Origin of the sequence: Raineyella sp. W15-4 (assembly GCF_033170155.1) — a bacterium.
Taxonomy (GTDB): Bacteria; Actinomycetota; Actinomycetes; order Propionibacteriales; family Propionibacteriaceae; genus Raineyella.
On sequence record NZ_CP137079.1, the window covers coordinates 837,870 to 852,737 of the forward strand.

Annotated in this window: 16 protein-coding genes; 7 read left to right on the forward strand and 9 right to left on the reverse strand. The window is 69.1% G+C overall.

The features are described from left to right. Positions 1-3 precede the first annotated feature (3 nt). The 5 genes from R0145_RS03905 (at position 4) to R0145_RS03925 (ending at position 3,047) form a co-directional block, all read left to right on the forward strand. A complete protein-coding gene (locus tag R0145_RS03905) occupies positions 4-456 on the forward strand; it encodes a HEAT repeat domain-containing protein (protein WP_317839106.1) in 453 nt (150 codons plus the stop codon). Between the two features lie 10 nt (positions 457-466). Beyond that, a complete protein-coding gene (locus R0145_RS03910; protein WP_317839107.1) occupies positions 467-1,399 on the forward strand; it encodes a GlcNAc-transferase family protein in 933 nt (310 codons plus the stop codon). 32 nt (positions 1,400-1,431) lie between these two features. Further along, positions 1,432-2,019: a 2OG-Fe(II) oxygenase gene (locus tag R0145_RS03915; protein ID WP_317839108.1), complete on the forward strand. Its 588-nt coding sequence runs from the start codon at positions 1,432-1,434 to the stop codon at positions 2,017-2,019. Position 2,020: 1 nt separating this feature from the next. Further along, positions 2,021-2,311, forward strand: coding sequence for a hypothetical protein (locus R0145_RS03920; protein WP_317839109.1), 291 nt, complete (start codon positions 2,021-2,023; stop codon positions 2,309-2,311). Positions 2,312-2,405: 94 nt separating this feature from the next. Beyond that, the gene (locus tag R0145_RS03925; protein WP_317839110.1) at positions 2,406-3,047 is read left to right on the forward strand and encodes a dihydrofolate reductase family protein; all 642 of its coding nucleotides are present in this window, start codon (positions 2,406-2,408) and stop codon (positions 3,045-3,047) included. 6 nt (positions 3,048-3,053) lie between these two features. Here the strand turns inward: R0145_RS03925 and arr are convergent, their stop codons facing one another. The 6 genes from arr to R0145_RS03955 form a co-directional block, all read right to left on the reverse strand. After that, on the reverse strand, positions 3,054-3,479 hold the full coding sequence (gene arr / locus R0145_RS03930) for an NAD(+)--rifampin ADP-ribosyltransferase (protein ID WP_411742072.1): 426 nt from the start codon (positions 3,477-3,479) through the stop codon (positions 3,054-3,056). Positions 3,480-3,573: 94 nt separating this feature from the next. Next, entirely contained in the window at positions 3,574-4,155 is a 582-nt protein-coding gene (locus R0145_RS03935) for a PIN domain-containing protein (protein ID WP_317839112.1), read from the reverse strand. Beyond that, positions 4,152-4,658, reverse strand: coding sequence for a helix-turn-helix domain-containing protein (locus R0145_RS03940; RefSeq protein ID WP_317839113.1), 507 nt, complete (start codon positions 4,656-4,658; stop codon positions 4,152-4,154). The genes R0145_RS03935 and R0145_RS03940 overlap by 4 nt, the downstream gene beginning before the upstream one ends. 95 nt (positions 4,659-4,753) lie before the next feature. Beyond that, complete coding sequence (locus R0145_RS03945; protein ID WP_317839114.1) at positions 4,754-5,167, reverse strand: metalloregulator ArsR/SmtB family transcription factor; 414 nt, start codon at positions 5,165-5,167, stop codon at positions 4,754-4,756. Between the two features lie 175 nt (positions 5,168-5,342). Then, positions 5,343-5,987, reverse strand: a complete 645-nt coding sequence (locus tag R0145_RS03950; RefSeq protein WP_317839115.1) for an SRPBCC family protein — start codon at positions 5,985-5,987, stop codon at positions 5,343-5,345. Positions 5,988-6,124: 137 nt separating this feature from the next. After that, positions 6,125-6,859 carry a histidine phosphatase family protein gene (locus R0145_RS03955; protein WP_317839116.1) on the reverse strand — a complete coding sequence of 245 codons (735 nt, stop codon included), beginning with the start codon at positions 6,857-6,859 and terminating at the stop codon, positions 6,125-6,127. A 260-nt stretch (positions 6,860-7,119) separates the two neighbouring features. Between R0145_RS03955 and R0145_RS03960 the strand changes: the two genes are divergently transcribed. Both R0145_RS03960 and R0145_RS03965 read left to right on the forward strand, forming a co-directional pair. Further along, positions 7,120-7,479, forward strand: coding sequence for a PadR family transcriptional regulator (locus R0145_RS03960; RefSeq protein WP_317839117.1), 360 nt, complete (start codon positions 7,120-7,122; stop codon positions 7,477-7,479). 11 nt (positions 7,480-7,490) lie between these two features. Continuing rightward, entirely contained in the window at positions 7,491-9,047 is a 1,557-nt protein-coding gene (locus tag R0145_RS03965; protein WP_317839118.1) for a permease prefix domain 1-containing protein, read from the forward strand. A 70-nt stretch (positions 9,048-9,117) separates the two neighbouring features. Here R0145_RS03965 and R0145_RS03970 read toward each other — a convergent pair whose 3' ends face one another. From R0145_RS03970 to R0145_RS03980, 3 genes are read right to left on the reverse strand one after another with little or no spacing between them, the layout of a single operon-like run. Continuing rightward, complete coding sequence (locus R0145_RS03970; RefSeq protein WP_317839119.1) at positions 9,118-10,125, reverse strand: putative zinc-binding metallopeptidase; 1,008 nt, start codon at positions 10,123-10,125, stop codon at positions 9,118-9,120. Positions 10,126-10,171: 46 nt separating this feature from the next. Further along, positions 10,172-13,462, reverse strand: coding sequence for a transglutaminase family protein (locus tag R0145_RS03975; protein ID WP_317839120.1), 3,291 nt, complete (start codon positions 13,460-13,462; stop codon positions 10,172-10,174). A gap of 24 nt (positions 13,463-13,486) precedes the next feature. Further along, positions 13,487-14,710, reverse strand: coding sequence for a helix-turn-helix domain-containing protein (locus R0145_RS03980; protein ID WP_317839121.1), 1,224 nt, complete (start codon positions 14,708-14,710; stop codon positions 13,487-13,489). Between the last annotated feature and the right edge of the window lie 158 nt (positions 14,711-14,868).

Sequence of the window (14,868 nt, forward strand, 5' to 3'; positions counted from 1 at the left end):
GAGATGGCCATGAGCATGCAGGAGGTCCGGTCGCGACTCAGCGTCATCGAGAGCGATACCCAGATGTACGCCGATCTCGGCCCGGACGAGGTCCCCGTTCTCGTCGAGCTGCTCGATGACGAGGAGGCCTGGCTGGCCTCGCGAGCGGTGTACGCCCTGATCAGGATCGGTACGCCGGAGGCCCTTGCCGCGGTCGAGAGGGCCGGCGCCAGCACAAGGGACGAAGTGCGCGTCGCCGTCGCCGTCAGCGCGAGCCTGCTGCCGCCCGAGGTCTCCGACCGGGTCCTGACCCCGCTGCTCCAGGACCACGAGGTGGGCGTACGCAAGTTCGCCATCGGCTCGGTGACGACCGGCAACAAGGAGAGTGTGCAGCGCCTGGTGTCGGAGATGACCGACGCGGAGGACGCCGTGCTCAGGGCCCGGTCCCGGACCCGGGTGCGCGACCTCGGCCGGTGACCCGCCTGCCATGCCAGCCACCGACCGTGACCCCGCCATCGCCCCTCACCCCGGCCGCGACCGCTACGTCAGTCGCGGCGGCCCGGACCCGGATCTCTACGTCCAGATCCCTGCCTACCGCGACCTCGAGCTCGCCCCGACGCTGCGCGCGCTGTATGCCGAGGTGAACCGGCCGTCACGGCTGCGCGTGCGGATCATGTGGCAGCGGGCGGAGGACGAGGTCCTGCCGGACGACATCCGCGCCCTGCCGGGGCTGGAGATCGACGAGGTCCCCGCTGCCGTCAGTGAAGGGTGCAACTGGGCCCGGCGCAGGCTGCAGGAGGGCTGGCAGGGGGAGCGCTACACCCTGCTGCTCGACTCCCACCACCGGTTCGTGCCCGGCTGGGACGACCTGGCCCTGACCATGCTGGAGCGGCTCCGCGCCACCGGGACCGCGAAGCCGCTGCTGACCGGCTACCTGCCGGCGTACGACCCTCGCAGCGGTCTCCTCCGATCCAGCGGGCCGCGCCGCCTCTATCCGTACGCGCGGGACCGAGGGGTGCTCACCCGTCTGAACAGCTGGGCCATTCGCGACGTCGAGACGCTCAGCGCGCCGGTGCCTGCCGACTTCGCCTCGCTCCATTTCATCCTCACCGATGGATCCTTCAATCGGGAGGTGCCGTTCGATCCCGCCGTGTATTTCTTCGGCGACGAGGTGCTTACCAGTGTGCGGGCGTTCACCGCGGGGTACCGGCTGTTCCATCCGCACCGGGTGGTCGGCTGGCATGCCTATGACCGGAGCAGCCGGGTGACCCACTGGGCTGATCATGAGGGCTACATCGAGCGCCACGCCCGTTCCCTCCGGACACTCCGCACTATCTACACCGGAATGCGTGACATTTCCCCCGCCGCCATTGCCGAGTTCGAATCCCATGCCAATATTTCCCTGGTGGCAGACCCGTGAACGCGGCCCCGGTCACCTTACGCAGCAGCACCGTGACCTGCGTCGAGGACTTCCTCGACGCCGACGAATGTGCCCGGATCAGCGACGATCTCCGCCATACCTATTGGTGGGACAGCCCGGTCGTCCATCGTGATCGGCAGAACCGTCTGGTCTCCACGCACTCGATCGGCCGCACCAGTTCGACGACGGACGAGACGTGGCTGGGCGAGGATTCCTGCGAGCTCCTTCGTGCCATCGAGCAGCGGCTGGCTTCGGATTTCGACGTGCCCGTCGATCACTTCGAGCCCTGGCAGGTCGCGCGGTATCGGGCCGGGGAACGATTCGAAGAGCACCATGACAGCGGATTCTTCGGGGGTGACCCGTGGGGCGAACGCATCATCTCGGTGCTGATCTACCTCAGCGATTCCCCGTCCGGGGGAAGCACCTACTTTCCGGCCCTGAAACAGCGGTTCCAGCCGGTCACCGGCCGGCTGCTCGCGTGGCCCGACCTCCTCCCCGACGGCTCGCTCGATCCCAGGATGAGACACGTCGCGTGCCCCGCGCGGCGGGTGAAAACCATCCTCTCGACCTGGGTGCGCGAGTTGTCACGAGAACGAGTCCCATCGGAAGAAAGAAACTGACATGGCCATCTCGAAAAAGGAAAACCAAGTCATCCAACAGGTGATCAAGACCCACGGACCGACCCTGGACCTGGCGACCCATCCCGACACTCTGGTCGAGATCGTCCGGAAGTGGGGCTTCGATCTGCTTGAGGACGTCCCGGATGGTGGCTCACTTCCCGGTGGGGTCGGGCCGGTGGGCCCGGTGGGCCCGACAAGCCTCGAGGAGGGGCCCGGACTCGCAGACGTCCTCCGCGAGGTGCTCTCCCTCCAACGTCAGGTCGACAAGATCAACCGTCGTCTGGAGGGCTGAACCGGGTGCCCCAACGCCTCACGAACGCCACGCTTCAGACTGTGTGGTGACCCTCGTAGAGTGAGGGTCATCACAAAACTGCTGGGAGACGACGATGTCCGTACGGGTCGACCTGAACATCTCACTGGACGGCTACATGACCACCACCGACCAGACGCCCGACGATCCGTTCGGGGCGGACTGGCCGCGCCTGACCGGGGCGTACGCCGCCACCCGCACCTTCCGTGCCCGGGTGCTGCACGACGCCAGCGGCGAGGGGACGACCGGCGTGGACGACCGGTACGCCCAGGCGTACTTCGCCGAGGTCGGGGCCGAGATCATGGGCGCCGGCATGTTCGGGCTGCACAACTTCCCCGACGACCCGGACTGGCGCGGTTGGTGGGGCGACGAACCGCCCTTCCACACTCCCGTGTTCGTTCTCACCCACACCTCCCGGCCGTCGCTCGAGATGGCCGGCAGCACCACCTTCCACTTCCTGACCGCCAGTCCCGCCGAGGCGCTCGAGCGCGCGACGGAGGCTGCGGCCGGCAAGGACGTACGGATCGGTGGCGGCGCCACGGTGGTCCGTGACTTCCTCAAGGCCAGCCTCGTCGACCACCTGCACGTCGCGATCGCGCCGATCCTCCTCGGCCGCGGCATCAACCTCTGGGATGGCCTGCGCGGCCTGGAAGCCGGCTACGACGTCACCGCCGAGACGGCGCCGAGCGGCACCATCCACCTGACCTTCCAGCGCTGATCCCCGTCAGTCCTCGATCTGCGCCGAGCCCTGGCGTCGGCTCGCGTCGATCCCGTCTCGCATGACTTGGAGCTTCTCCGGTGAGTGGCTGACCCAGCCGACGAGTTCCTCGATGACGCGTAGGGGCTCGCGGCTGCGGAACGACTGGGTCGGATTGCCGGGGAACCTCTTGTCGGTCACGTTCGGGTCGTCCTCGAACGCGCCGGTCGGCTCCACCACGTAGATACGTCCGCGACCATCGCCAGCCGCTAACTCGGTGCCCCAGACCGCCGCGTCGAGCGTCGCGGTGAAGTAGACGTAGTTCATCACCCGGCCCAGCTCATAGTTCGACTCGCGGCCAGGGGCGAGCAGTTCACCCGCGGTCAGGTCCGCTTTCGTGCCGTGCAGGAACACGCCAGAACGGTAGATCTCGAAAGGCACCGGCTCACTCATCGGGGTCAACATTAGCCGGCTCTGTCGACGTTCCAGAGGTATGTCGACGTGTCGACACTGCCGTGGGATTGATCTGCGTACGTCTTGCTTTACATCACCTTGGCCGCGGGATCCGCCACAGCTGGCCCCTGGCGGCCTCGGAGAATTCGGGCACCCCACACCGGGCCAGGTGACGCAGGAGTTCTTCGACTGTTATTGACGGGATTCGGGTGGCGGACGCCTGCTCGTGCAGGACGCGCATCGTTCGACCGGCGTCCAGGTCGAGCTGGTTCAGTAGGAACTCATCAGGACTCTGGATCTCGATATCGAGGGCGTTGAGGATCGGTTCCGGGAAGTCGGAGAGGTTCGCGGTGACGATGACATCGGCTCGGCCGCGCTGGGCCGCCGCCACGACGTGTCTGTCGTCCGGATCGGGCAGGTCGATCCCAGCCAAGAGCGGCTCCCATCCGGTGACCGTGGCGTCTTCGAACGCCCCCTGCATCTGGTCCGCACGATGCCTGGCGCGTCCGGGCCGAAGGTCGGGATGAATTTCTTCGATGGCCTCGACCATCTCGTCGAGGATGGCGGTACTCCAGAGGGGCCGGTAGAGGCCGGCCTCTGCCAGGCGCAGCAGCGTGTCCGTCAGTGCGATCGGAACCAGGACGCAGGCGTCGAGCAGAGCACTGAATCGGGTCAATGCCTGCTCTTTCCCCGACGCTTGCGGGCAGCCTTGAGGGCTGCCGTGTAGTCGACGTCCGACTCGTACAGGCCCGCTTCGGCCGCCTCGTGGGTGAGATCGTCGAGGGCGTCCCGCCGCGCGCTGCGGCGACGGGCCTGATAGTCAATCAGATCCTGGAGCCGGACACGGCGGTGACGGCCGGCCCCGGGACGCTCGAAGGCGATTTCCCCCGACTCGAGGAGCTTCACCAGCGTGGGTCGGCTGATGCCGAGGAAGTCGGCAGCTTCTTGCGTCGTCAGGACGAGGTCGATCGGCGCTACCGTGATGGCTTTCCCCTCGCGCATGGCGGCGGCGACCGACACCAGGACGCGGAACGCCTCCAGTGGCAGCGGGACCGTCTGTCCGTCGGGCCCGACCAGCGCTGCCGGTTCGGGGTGGCGCTCAAGAAACAGGGACAGGTCCAACATGGGTTCGAGGTCCTGCGGGGGAAGCACTGTCTGGTCGATCATTGGCGTGCTCATGACTCCACAATATCGTCAACTCGAAATATTCGAAAGCTGTGGAGGGTTGAGGGTGCCCTCCTGCGGCCGTCCTGCGCGGAAGAGGCGGTACCGTCTCAGGCAATCTGCCCGCGGCCGCCGCTCTCCTCGCCCGGCTTCCCGGCTGAGCGACGGCGGGCCCGCCGGCCGTGGGCGACCTCGGTCGCCAACGCATCGAGCGGCTGCGCGAAGGCAGCCACCGGCACGGTGAGCGCCTCGAGCCAGGCGCGTACCGTCCCGAGCCCTACCGGATCGAGACCGTACAACCGGCGGGCGCCCTCGGCGCGGGCGGTGACCAGGCCCGCCTCCCGCAGCACCTTGAGGTGCTGGGAAACAGCCGGCTGAGAGATCGGTCGTACGGCCCGCAGTGCCTCGACGATCCCGCTGGCCGGCCGCTCGCCCTCGGCCACGAGCAGAAGGATGGTGCGCCGGACGGGATCGCCGAGGGCCGCGAAACTGCGGTCGACCGCCGCGGCGGCAGGCTCGGACACCGTGGCAGGCCCAGGCCCGGCCGCAGGCTCGGACGCTAGGTCAGGCTCGCGCCCTGCTGCAGGCCCGGGCCCCGCCGGATCGGAAACGTTCCCGCGGGAACGTCGCGCACGTCCTGCAGCAGGCCCGAACCCCGAGTCCGGCCCAGGCCCCGCCGGATCGGACGCCGTGACCGGCTCAGGCACTCTCGGGTGGGACGGTGTAGAAGGCGATGGTGCGCTCGGCCGCTTCGTTCGCCGGGCCGGGCTCGTCGCCGTCGGCGACCGCGGCCCGGGCCCAGTCCGCGGCGGCGTGGCGGACGAACTCGATGCCGTCGGGGGTGATCGCCCAGTCGTCGGTGGCCGTCGGGTTCAGCGGACCGGCGCCCGCCACGTGCAGGCCGAGCCCGACCAGGCCGAGGTCCCAGCCGATGCCCACCGCGCCGGGGCCGTACTGGTCCCAGAAGGTCCGGTCGACAAGGGCCGCCTCGTGCGCCAGCTGGAGGACGGTGCCGTCCGCGGTCGGGGTGAGGTCGATCCGCAGCCAGGACACCTGGGGGCCCATCTCCCAGGTCACGGCGAACCGCTCGGGTGCCTCGCAGCTCTCGACGGTCCCGCCGGCGTTGCCCTCGAACTGGTAGTGCCCGCCGACCGTCAGGTCTCCGCTGATTGGCAGGAACCAGCGGGGGATGCGTTCGCCGTTGGTGACGGCGTCCCAGAGATCCGCCTGGTCGGTGGCGTACGTACGACGCGCGACGACGATCTTGGTCGGTGCTCCGTCGCGGGATCCGGTGCGGACCTCGCGGGTCACCAGGTCCGCGGTGTCGACAGGGTGCAGGGTCATGGCGCCTCCTTGATAAGTGGATACTTATATTCCAGCATCGGAACCGTCGGATGGCAAGCCACCCGGAGGCGTCTCGACCCGGTAGCGGGCTCGATCAGTGCGCCACTACTGACGGCATCTACTGATACCGACGGCCATCAGTGCGCTGCGGACCGGCCGGCGGCGGGTGGCCGAACCGCGCTCCGCGGTCCGGGCAACGTGACAACCCCGGGGAGGGCGGGGGTGGTGGCGCCGGACACCGCCAGCACCTGCCATCCGCCGTGTTCGTCGCGCTCGAACTCGATGGCGCCGGCGTTGTCCAGATGTGGCGCCTGATGCCCGGTGATCCGCCAGTACAGCAGCCGGATCGCCGTCCCGTGCGAGACGCCGAGGATGCCGTCGGGGTGGTCGTCGAGCAGCTGGTTCGCCGCGGCGAAGGTCCGCTCCCGGACGTCGCGGCGGCGCTCCGGCCGACACGGATGGGTGTCGAAGATGAGGTCTTCGATGCTGCCGCCCTCGGTCCAGTCGACCTGGTCGGCGTACTGGCGGGTGACCGGCCAGGCCTCGAAGACCTCCGGTGCGGTCAGCCCCTCGGCCGAGCCGTAGTTGCGTTCGACGAGGCCTGCACAGGGATCGTCGAGCAGGTCCAGGCCGAGCACGCCGGCGATGATCCTGGCCGATTGCCGGGCGCGGACCAGGGGGGATGAGACGATCGTGTGGTAGTCCCAGGCGCCGGGCAGCGTCGCCCGCAGCTGCTCGGCCCGGACCTCGACCTGCTCGCGCCCGCTGTCGTTGAGCGGGATGTCGCTGCGCCCCTGCATTCGACCGGTGCGGTTCCACTCCGTCTGACCGTGGCGGATCAGTAGGAGTCTTGCGCGCGTGAATCCGGACATCGTCTCCCCGTTCTGTGGTTCCGAGCGGTTCCACGCCCCGGGCGATCGACCCGGCACGAACCACCCGGTCGGAGCTGGGTGGCGCTCCGACGGGTGGGGGACCGCACCGACTCACAGCCTACGGGACGGCATGGCGACCGGTCAGCGCCACCCATCTGGGTGTGCGGGGGAGCAGTCACCCCCGATGCCTAATGCTGCTAGGGTACGTCGTATACCTAGAGCTTCTAAGCATGGGGACTTCTGAGAATGGGGAGGGTCTGATGAGACTGTCCAAGGACCTTGTCGCCGCCTCGGCGACGCCGATGGTGCTGGCCGTCCTCGCGTCCGGGGAGGACTACGGCTACTCGATCCTGCGCCGCATCACGGAGGCGTCCGACGGCCGGATCGAGTGGAGTGAGGGGCTGCTGTATCCGCTGCTCCACCGCCTCGAGCGTCAGGGCCTGGTCTCCGCCCGCTGGGGTGAGGTCGGTGGCCGACGTCGCAAGTACTACGCGCTGACCCGCGACGGACACCGCGAACTCGAGGGGCAGGCGTCCCAGTGGAGCGTCGTCGTCGACACCCTCGCCGGTCTGCTGCCCTCGACCGCACCTGGCCCGACGCCCGGTGCGGCCCGGGCCTGAGGAGGACATCGATGAGCCCCGTACGTCACGATCCCGATCCCCTCCGCGGGGTCCCCGACCTCGCCGCCGGCTCCGCGGGGGATGCACGGTCCGGTGCCGACCCTGCGGCCGTCCCAGCCGTCCCAGCCGTCCCAGCCGCTGAGCTCGGGGAGTGGCGCTCCCTGATGACGGCCCGCGCGGGCATGACCCCCGACGACGTCGCCGAACTCGAGGATCACCTCCTCGCCGAGGCCCACGACCTGCGCGCCTCGGGCCTGTCACCCGAGGAGGCCTTCCTCATCGCCGTACGCCGCCTCGGTGCCCAGGACGAGGTGGCCCGGGAGTACGGCCAGGTGCACTCCGAGCGCCTGTGGCGCCAACTCGTGCTGGCGCCGACGCCCGACGCCATGCGGCGACCGCGCGAGCACGGCGCGTCCGGGTCCGGCCCCCACGTGACTGGGGTGGACGCCGTGAGTGACCTGGGCGCCGTGGGCGACGCGAGCCGCGCTGACGCTCTGCGTGACCTCGCTCTCGCGCTGGGCCTCGGGGCGCTGGCCGGCCTCGCCGTGCGGCTGCCGGCCCAGTTCCTCCACACGGGTGTCGACGTGTTCTACCCGCGCAACCTCTCCCTGCTGGTGCTGCCCTTCCTCGTCGCCTACTTCTTGGCCCGCCCCGGCGGCCGCGACCGCACGGGTACCGCCGTGGTGGTCGGCGCCTTCGCCGTGAGCGCCACCGCGGTCAATCTGCTGCCGTTCTCGCCTACCGGTGACACCCTGTTCCTCACCGCCCTGCACCTGCCCCTTGCGCTGGTGGTGATCGTCGGCTTCGCCCACCTGGGGCGTCGGTGGCGGCGCCTGGAGGCGTGGATGGACTGGGTCCGCTTCCTGGGCGAGCTCGCGGTGTACTACGCGCTGGTGGCCCTCGGTGGAGCCGTCGTGGTCGGGCTCCTCGTCTCGATCTTCACCGCCATCGACGTCGCCCCGGACGTCGTGACCACGGTGACGTGGTGGGTCGTGCCGATGTGTGCCGCGGGTGCTGTGCTCGTCTGCGCCTGGCTGGTCGAGCGCAAGCGTTCGGTGATGGAGAACATGGCGCCGGTCCTCACGGCGGTCTTCACCCCGGTGCTCACGATCGCCCTGCTCGGCTTCCTGATCGTCGTGGCGATCACCGGCAGCCCGGTGGGCCTCCACCGCGAGGTGCTCATCGCCTTCGATGCACTCCTGGTCGTCGTGGCGGCCGTTGTCCTCTTCACCGTTTCGGCGCGCCGTCCCGACCAGCCGGCCCGGACACTGGACTGGATGCAGCTGGTGCTCGTCGTGGCGGCCATCATCGCCGACCTGTTGATGCTGTGGGCGATGTCGGGGCGCCTCATCGAGTACGGCGCCAGCCCCAACAAACTGGCGTCACTCGGGGCCAATCTTCTGTTGCTGGTTCACCTGGGCGGCACCGCCTGGCACTACGGGCGTCTCCTCGCCGGGCGACGCCCGTCGCTGGTGCTGGAACGCTGGCAGTGCGGCGTCCTACCGGTCTTCGCCGTGTGGGCCGCGGTCGTGGCGTTCGTCTTCCCGCCGGTGTTCGGCTACCGCTGAGTGGCGCGGGAGGGCCGGGCCCGAGGCCGCGGCGGTACGGAGGTGCGGATCGGCGGGCCCGGTTGCCCGGTCACTGCTGCGTGACATCCCCCGGATAGCGGGGCGAGAGCGAGGCGACGAAGTCGAGTTTGTCCAACACCGGCAGTGGAATGACGAAGGGGTAGAGATCATCTCGGCCCATCGATCGGTTGATCATGTTGAGAGCCGTCGACAGGGGCACCCACACCCCGGTGATCAGATCACGGAAGTGCGTGAAGGCGCCGGCGTTCACCGGAGTCAGCCCGTACTCGCCGGCTGATTCGACGGTGTCGCAGATGTGCAGGAAATGGGCCCAGGTCTCGGCGAAGTCCTCGAAGGGATGCATGGTCGCGTACGTCGACAGGTGGGTGCGCTGCCATCCGGACGGCGCACCCTCCCGGTAGTGCCGCTCCATCGCCTCCTGGTAGTCGGCGCTCTCGTCCCCGAACAGGTCCCGGCAGCGGGACATCAGCTCGGGACCGCGCACCAACTGCCACTCGTAGTAGTGGCCGATCTCATGGCGGAAGTGGCCCAGCATCGTCCGGTAGGGCTCGTCCAGCAGATCGCGGACCCGCTCGCGGTGGACGTCGTCGCCCTCGGCGAGATCGATGGTGATGACGCCGTTGCTGTGCCCGGTGGTGACCGGCTCGTCGGCGCTGGACAGCAGGTCGAAACACAGGCCGTTGTCCGGGTCGGCATCCTTGCCGACCACTGGTAGCCCAAGGGTGTCCAACTCGTCGAGCAGGTGCCGCTTGGCCTGCTCGGCCAGCCGGAAGTTCGCGAGTCCCTCCAGATCGCTGTCACGAGGGCGGGTGCGAGTGAGGTCGCAGGACTCGCACTGCCCTCCGGGGTGACGCGCCAGCCAGGTGCAGCCGGACAGGTTCAGGTTGCGGCACACGTGCCAGACCAGCCCGGCGGCGTCGACGTAGCGCCCGGACGCATCCACCGGCACGATGTCCCGCTCGGCTCGCGAATATCCCAGGCTGGTGCCGCAGGAGACGCACACGGAGTTCTCGAAGTACAGCGGACTGTCACAGACGCGGCATCGGAAGGCTCTCACGCCTTCGCATGGTGTCACATCCGCGGCCTGTGCCGTGGCTCACAGATCACCGTGGCGGCACTCTCCTCAGGTCGAGGGTGTGCGGGTACTCCCGGGTGGCTGCGCGCCGTCCGGCCTCCCGGACCGCGGCGACGTCCACCCGCCCGGTCGAGTGGCCGAGCTGTTCGAAGCGGCTGGCCCGGCGGGCCTCGGCCTCGTTGGCGTTGATCGGCGGATGGTCGTACGAACGGCCGCCCGGATGCACCACGTGGTAGGTCGCCCCGCCCAGACTGACCTGCGCGAGCCGGTCGATCACCTCGAAGGTCAACGGTGCATGAACCGGCAACGACGGGTGCAGGGCGGACCACGGCGCCCACGCCTTGTAGCGCACCCCGGCGTAGAACTCGCCCGGGACGCCGGTCGAGGCCAGCGGGACCTCCACACCCTGACATGCGAGCAGCTGACGATCGGGGTCGAAGCCGTTGACCGACACCTGGATGCGTTCGACCGAGGAGTCGACGTAGCGGGCGGTGCCACCGGCGGTCGCCTCCTCGCCGAGGACGTTCCACGGTTCGACGGCCTGGCGCAGTTCCATCGTGATGCCCTCACCGCCGTGACCGGCGATCCGGGTCACCCCGATCCGCGGGAACCGGAACTCGGTGAACGGGTCGAGCCAGGTGTCCTCGAAGGCGATCTCGTGGGCCCGCAGGTCGGCCACCACCTCGGCGATGTCACGGGCGGCGCCGCGGGGCAGCAGGAAGTCCTCGTGCAGTGCCGTCCCCCACCGGATCAACGGCGCGGTCAGTGGATCCTCCCAGAACATCGCGACCAGACTGCGGACCAGCAGCGCCTGGACCAGGGCGAGTCTGGAGTGCGGCGGCATCTCGAAGCCACGCAGCTCCAACAGTCCGAGCCTGCCCCTGCTGCTGTCGGGACTGTAGAGCTTGTCGATGCAGAACTCGGCGCGGTGGGTGTTGCCGGACAGATCGGTGAGCAGGTGGCGCAGGGCCCGGTCGACCAGCCAGGGCCGGGGTTCTCCGCCCTGCTCGCGGGCCGTGTCGGTGATCCGGCGCACCTCGGCCAGTGCGATCTCCATCTCGTAGATCGCTTCCGGGCGACCTTCGTCGAAGCGTGGGGCCTGGCTGGTCGGGCCGATGAACCTTCCGGAGAACAGGTAGGACAGACTCGGATGCCGCTGCCAGTAGGTGACCAGGCTGACCAGCAGGTCCGGACGACGCAGCAGGGGAGAGTCGACCGGCTGCGCGCCTCCCAGGGTGAGATGGTTGCCCCCGCCGGTGCCGGTGTGCAGACCGTCGAGGTCGAACTTCTCCGTCGACAGGCGGCTCAGCCGGGCCTGCTCGTACAGGGTGGTGGTCAGCTCCCGCTGGTCGGCCCAGGAGGCGGTCGGCTGGACGTTCACCTCGATCACCCCCGGGTCGGGAGTGACCGCGATCTGGGACAGCCGGGAGTCGGGAGGAGGTCCGTAGCCCTCCAGGACCAGCCGGCAGCCGACACTGCTCACCGCCCGCTCGATCACTGCCAGCAGGTCGGCGTACGCCTCCAGCGTCTGGGTGGGGGGCAGGAAGACGTGCACCAAGCCGTCGCGGGCCTCGAAGGCCAGCGCGGTGGTGGGGGCACCGGCAGGATCAGCGACACGAACCAGTGGAACGCCCGCCGGACGGGATGCCGTCGCGTGGAGGTAGGACGGTTCCCCCTCGTAGTCCGGATCTTTCCAGCCGATGGATCCCAGCGGCAGCCTCAGTCCGAGCGGGCTGCTGCCCGGGGTGAGCACCAGACGTCCACGCCGGAAGTTCCACCGGGGGCTGGTCCACTCCTCGCCGGTGGTGATCGGCAGCACCCATCCGGCGGGCTCGGTCAGGTCGGCGTCGAGAGCGGTGACGACCTCGGTGTCCAGGTCCTGACTGTCAGGATCCTCAGCTGCCGGGCGCGGTCCGAACGGTTGCCCGACCCGCTCGGCCAGGCTGGCGAGCGGATCCTCGTACGCCGCCCACAGCTGGTCGGTGGGCAGGCCGAGCAGTGCGGTGACGGTGCGGGCGAGTTGCTCGGCGTGGGGAGCGGCCAGCACATCGGAGTCGTTGGTCCACGGATCGGCGAAGACCGTCGGATCCTGCCACAGCGCCACCCCGTCGGTGCGCCACTGCAGCGCGATGTTCCAGCGCGGCAACAGCTCTCCCGGGTACCACTTGCCCTGTCCGCGGTGCACCACACCGCCGCGGGCGTACGTGGCGCGCAACCGCTCCGCCAGCACGTCAGCCAGCTCCCGCTTGTGCGCGCCGTCGGCCTCGGTGTTCCACTCCGGGCTGGTCGCATCGTCAAGGGCCACGAAGGTCGGCTCACCACCCATGGTCAGGCGTACGTCACCGCGCCGCAGCCGTGCGTCGATATCCTCGCCGAGGGCGTCGATGCGCTGCCACTGCTCGTCCGTGTAAGGCATGGTGGTGCGGGGGTCCTCGTGCACCCGACGGACGGTGTTGTGGAAAGTGAAGTTCACGTCGACGGGGTCACTGGCCCCCTCGATCGGGGCGGCGCTGCTGGGATGGGGGGTGGCGCTGAGGGGGATGTGCCCCTCGCCGGCGAACAGCGCACTGGTCGGGTCCATCCCGACCCAGCCGGCACCCGGCAGATAGACCTCGGTCCAGGCATGCAGATCGGTGAAGTCGGACTCCGGCCCGCTGGGTCCGTCCAGCGACTTCTGGTCGGCGGTCAGTTGGACCAGATAGCCGGAAACGAAGCGGGCCGCCAGGCCGTACTGACGCAGCAGGCTGACCAGCAGCCAGGCGCTGTCACGGCACGAACCGATGCCCAGTGTCAGGGTCTGGTCGGGCGCCTGCACCCCCGGCTCCATCCGGATGTTGTAGGCGATATCGCGGTGGACCGCACTGTTTAGGTCCGCCAGGAAGTCCACGGTCGGTGTTCCGTCTGCCGGCAAGGCCGGCAACCTGCTCCTCCACCCGGCAACCTGGTCGCTGTCGGCGACCGGACGCAGGTAGGGGGTCAGGTCGGCCGCCAGGCCAGGTTCGTAGCGGAACGGGAAGCGTTCGGCGTAGTCCTCGATGAAGAAGTCGAACGGATTGATGACCATCATGTCGGCGACCAGCCCGACAGTGACCTCCAGGTGGCTGACCTTCTCGGGGAAGACCACCCTGGCCAGCCAGTTGCCGAAGGGGTCCTGCTGCCAGTTGAGGAAGTGCTCCGCCGGACTGATCTGTAGCGAATAGGCCTCGATCGGGGTGCGGGTGTGAGGGGCGGGCCGCAGCCGGATCACGTGCGGGGTCAGCGAGACCGGACGGGCGAACTCGTAGCTCGTGTAGTGCTCGAGCGCGACCTTGATGGACATGCACTCAAGCTTGGCCGAGGACTATTACAGACAGGTGACATGGCGGCGCTCCCGGAGCGGCAACACCTCCAGGGCGATCACCGCGGCCGCCGCCTCGACCGGGACGCGGAGGTCGAGCCCGGTCAACCGGGTGAACTGGCCGAGCCGGTTCTTCACCGTGTTCCGATGGCAGAACGTCCGCTCCGCCGTGTCCTGCACGCTACCCGTGGTCAGGAAGACCCGTACGGTGTCGGTGATGCGCCGGCGTTCATCCTCCGGGAGCAGGTCGATCCCGGCCGTGGATTCTGCCAGGAACGCCGGAAATGCCGCGCCGAGCGTCCGGGCGACCTGACGCGGCCACAGTTCCTGGATCGTCCGCGGCGTGTGATCGCCGTCCGGGATCAGTCCGTCGATCACGGCGGCCTCCCGGGCGCTGGCCGGCAGTTCGGCGAGCCCGGCGACGTGCCGGTTCAGTCCGCACGCCACGGAGAGGGCGTCCAGCACTCCGCGTCCCGAGGGTGACTCCACGCCGAACACGTAGAGGACACCGTCACCGTCGAACCGGGTGAACGAGCCACCTCTGGCGCGGCCGCGGACGCCGTTGCCGCCGGTGCCGTCGTTCGGCAGGTCGTCGATCGCAGCGGCCAACGCGCCGAGGTGCGCCGCACCGGCCGCCACGACCCACAGCTCCTCATCGGCGTCGATCTGGAGGGCCGTCGCGGTCTGCGCCACCAGGGCGGTCTGCTCGCCGTTCGTGGCGAAGAGACCGGCGAGGAGTGAATGCTGCTCGTCGGCCGCCTGACGGGCGAGGATCGCCCGCTCGGCCAGGTACGCGACGCGTGCCCGGGTCGCGTAGTCATCGACTACCCCCCACAGGCGATCGACATGGGCCGACAACACTTCCATGTCGGACTCCCGCGCCAGCCACAGCAGTGCCGACCAGAGCACCGGGAAGTCGAGTCGGATCGCCGCGGCCAGGTCCTCCAGCGGCACCCCCTGACGCGCACGCCTCCGGCCGAGATCCTCGGCGAGTCCCTGCAGGTCGTCCGGGAGAGGCACGCCGAGCAACTGCAGCAGCAGGTGCCGGTACGAGTTGATCGCCGTAGTGGTGAGCTCCTCGGGCGACACCTGGTTCGCCGTGTAGCCGGGCACCGACTCCACCTGCTCCAGAAACGTCGCCGCCAGGACGTCCTCCCGGGTCAGCAGCGCGGACAACAGGCTGCGCCACCGCGCGTACGTGGTCTCCCGGAGGCGTGGCAGATTCCTCACTCGTGGTTCTCGATTCGCTCGTCAGCTGTCGCGGACATCACACAGAAGTGTCGATGGTTGTCGCTTCCATTGTGTGACAGCGATGTAAGCGACCTGTGTCGAGTGAACAATCACGGCATGTCGGTCCAGATCTGTCCGGACCCCGCCCCGCCGGCCCG

Excerpts from the sequence above, each read along its gene's own strand:
- R0145_RS03905 (WP_317839106.1), top strand. The coding sequence starts at position 4 with ATGGCCATGAGCATGCAGGAGGTCCGGTCGCGACTCAGCGTCATCGAG.
- R0145_RS03910 (WP_317839107.1), top strand. The coding sequence starts at position 467 with ATGCCAGCCACCGACCGTGACCCCGCCATCGCCCCTCACCCCGGCCGC.
- R0145_RS03920 (WP_317839109.1), top strand. The coding sequence starts at position 2,021 with ATGGCCATCTCGAAAAAGGAAAACCAAGTCATCCAACAGGTGATCAAG.
- R0145_RS03925 (WP_317839110.1), top strand. The coding sequence starts at position 2,406 with ATGTCCGTACGGGTCGACCTGAACATCTCACTGGACGGCTACATGACC.
- arr (WP_411742072.1), bottom strand. The coding sequence starts at position 3,479 with ATGAGTGAGCCGGTGCCTTTCGAGATCTACCGTTCTGGCGTGTTCCTG.
- R0145_RS03940 (WP_317839113.1), bottom strand. The coding sequence starts at position 4,658 with ATGAGCACGCCAATGATCGACCAGACAGTGCTTCCCCCGCAGGACCTC.
- R0145_RS03950 (WP_317839115.1), bottom strand. The coding sequence starts at position 5,987 with ATGACCCTGCACCCTGTCGACACCGCGGACCTGGTGACCCGCGAGGTC.
- R0145_RS03955 (WP_317839116.1), bottom strand. The coding sequence starts at position 6,859 with ATGTCCGGATTCACGCGCGCAAGACTCCTACTGATCCGCCACGGTCAG.
- R0145_RS03960 (WP_317839117.1), top strand. The coding sequence starts at position 7,120 with ATGAGACTGTCCAAGGACCTTGTCGCCGCCTCGGCGACGCCGATGGTG.
- R0145_RS03965 (WP_317839118.1), top strand. The coding sequence starts at position 7,491 with ATGAGCCCCGTACGTCACGATCCCGATCCCCTCCGCGGGGTCCCCGAC.
- R0145_RS03975 (WP_317839120.1), bottom strand. The coding sequence starts at position 13,462 with ATGTCCATCAAGGTCGCGCTCGAGCACTACACGAGCTACGAGTTCGCC.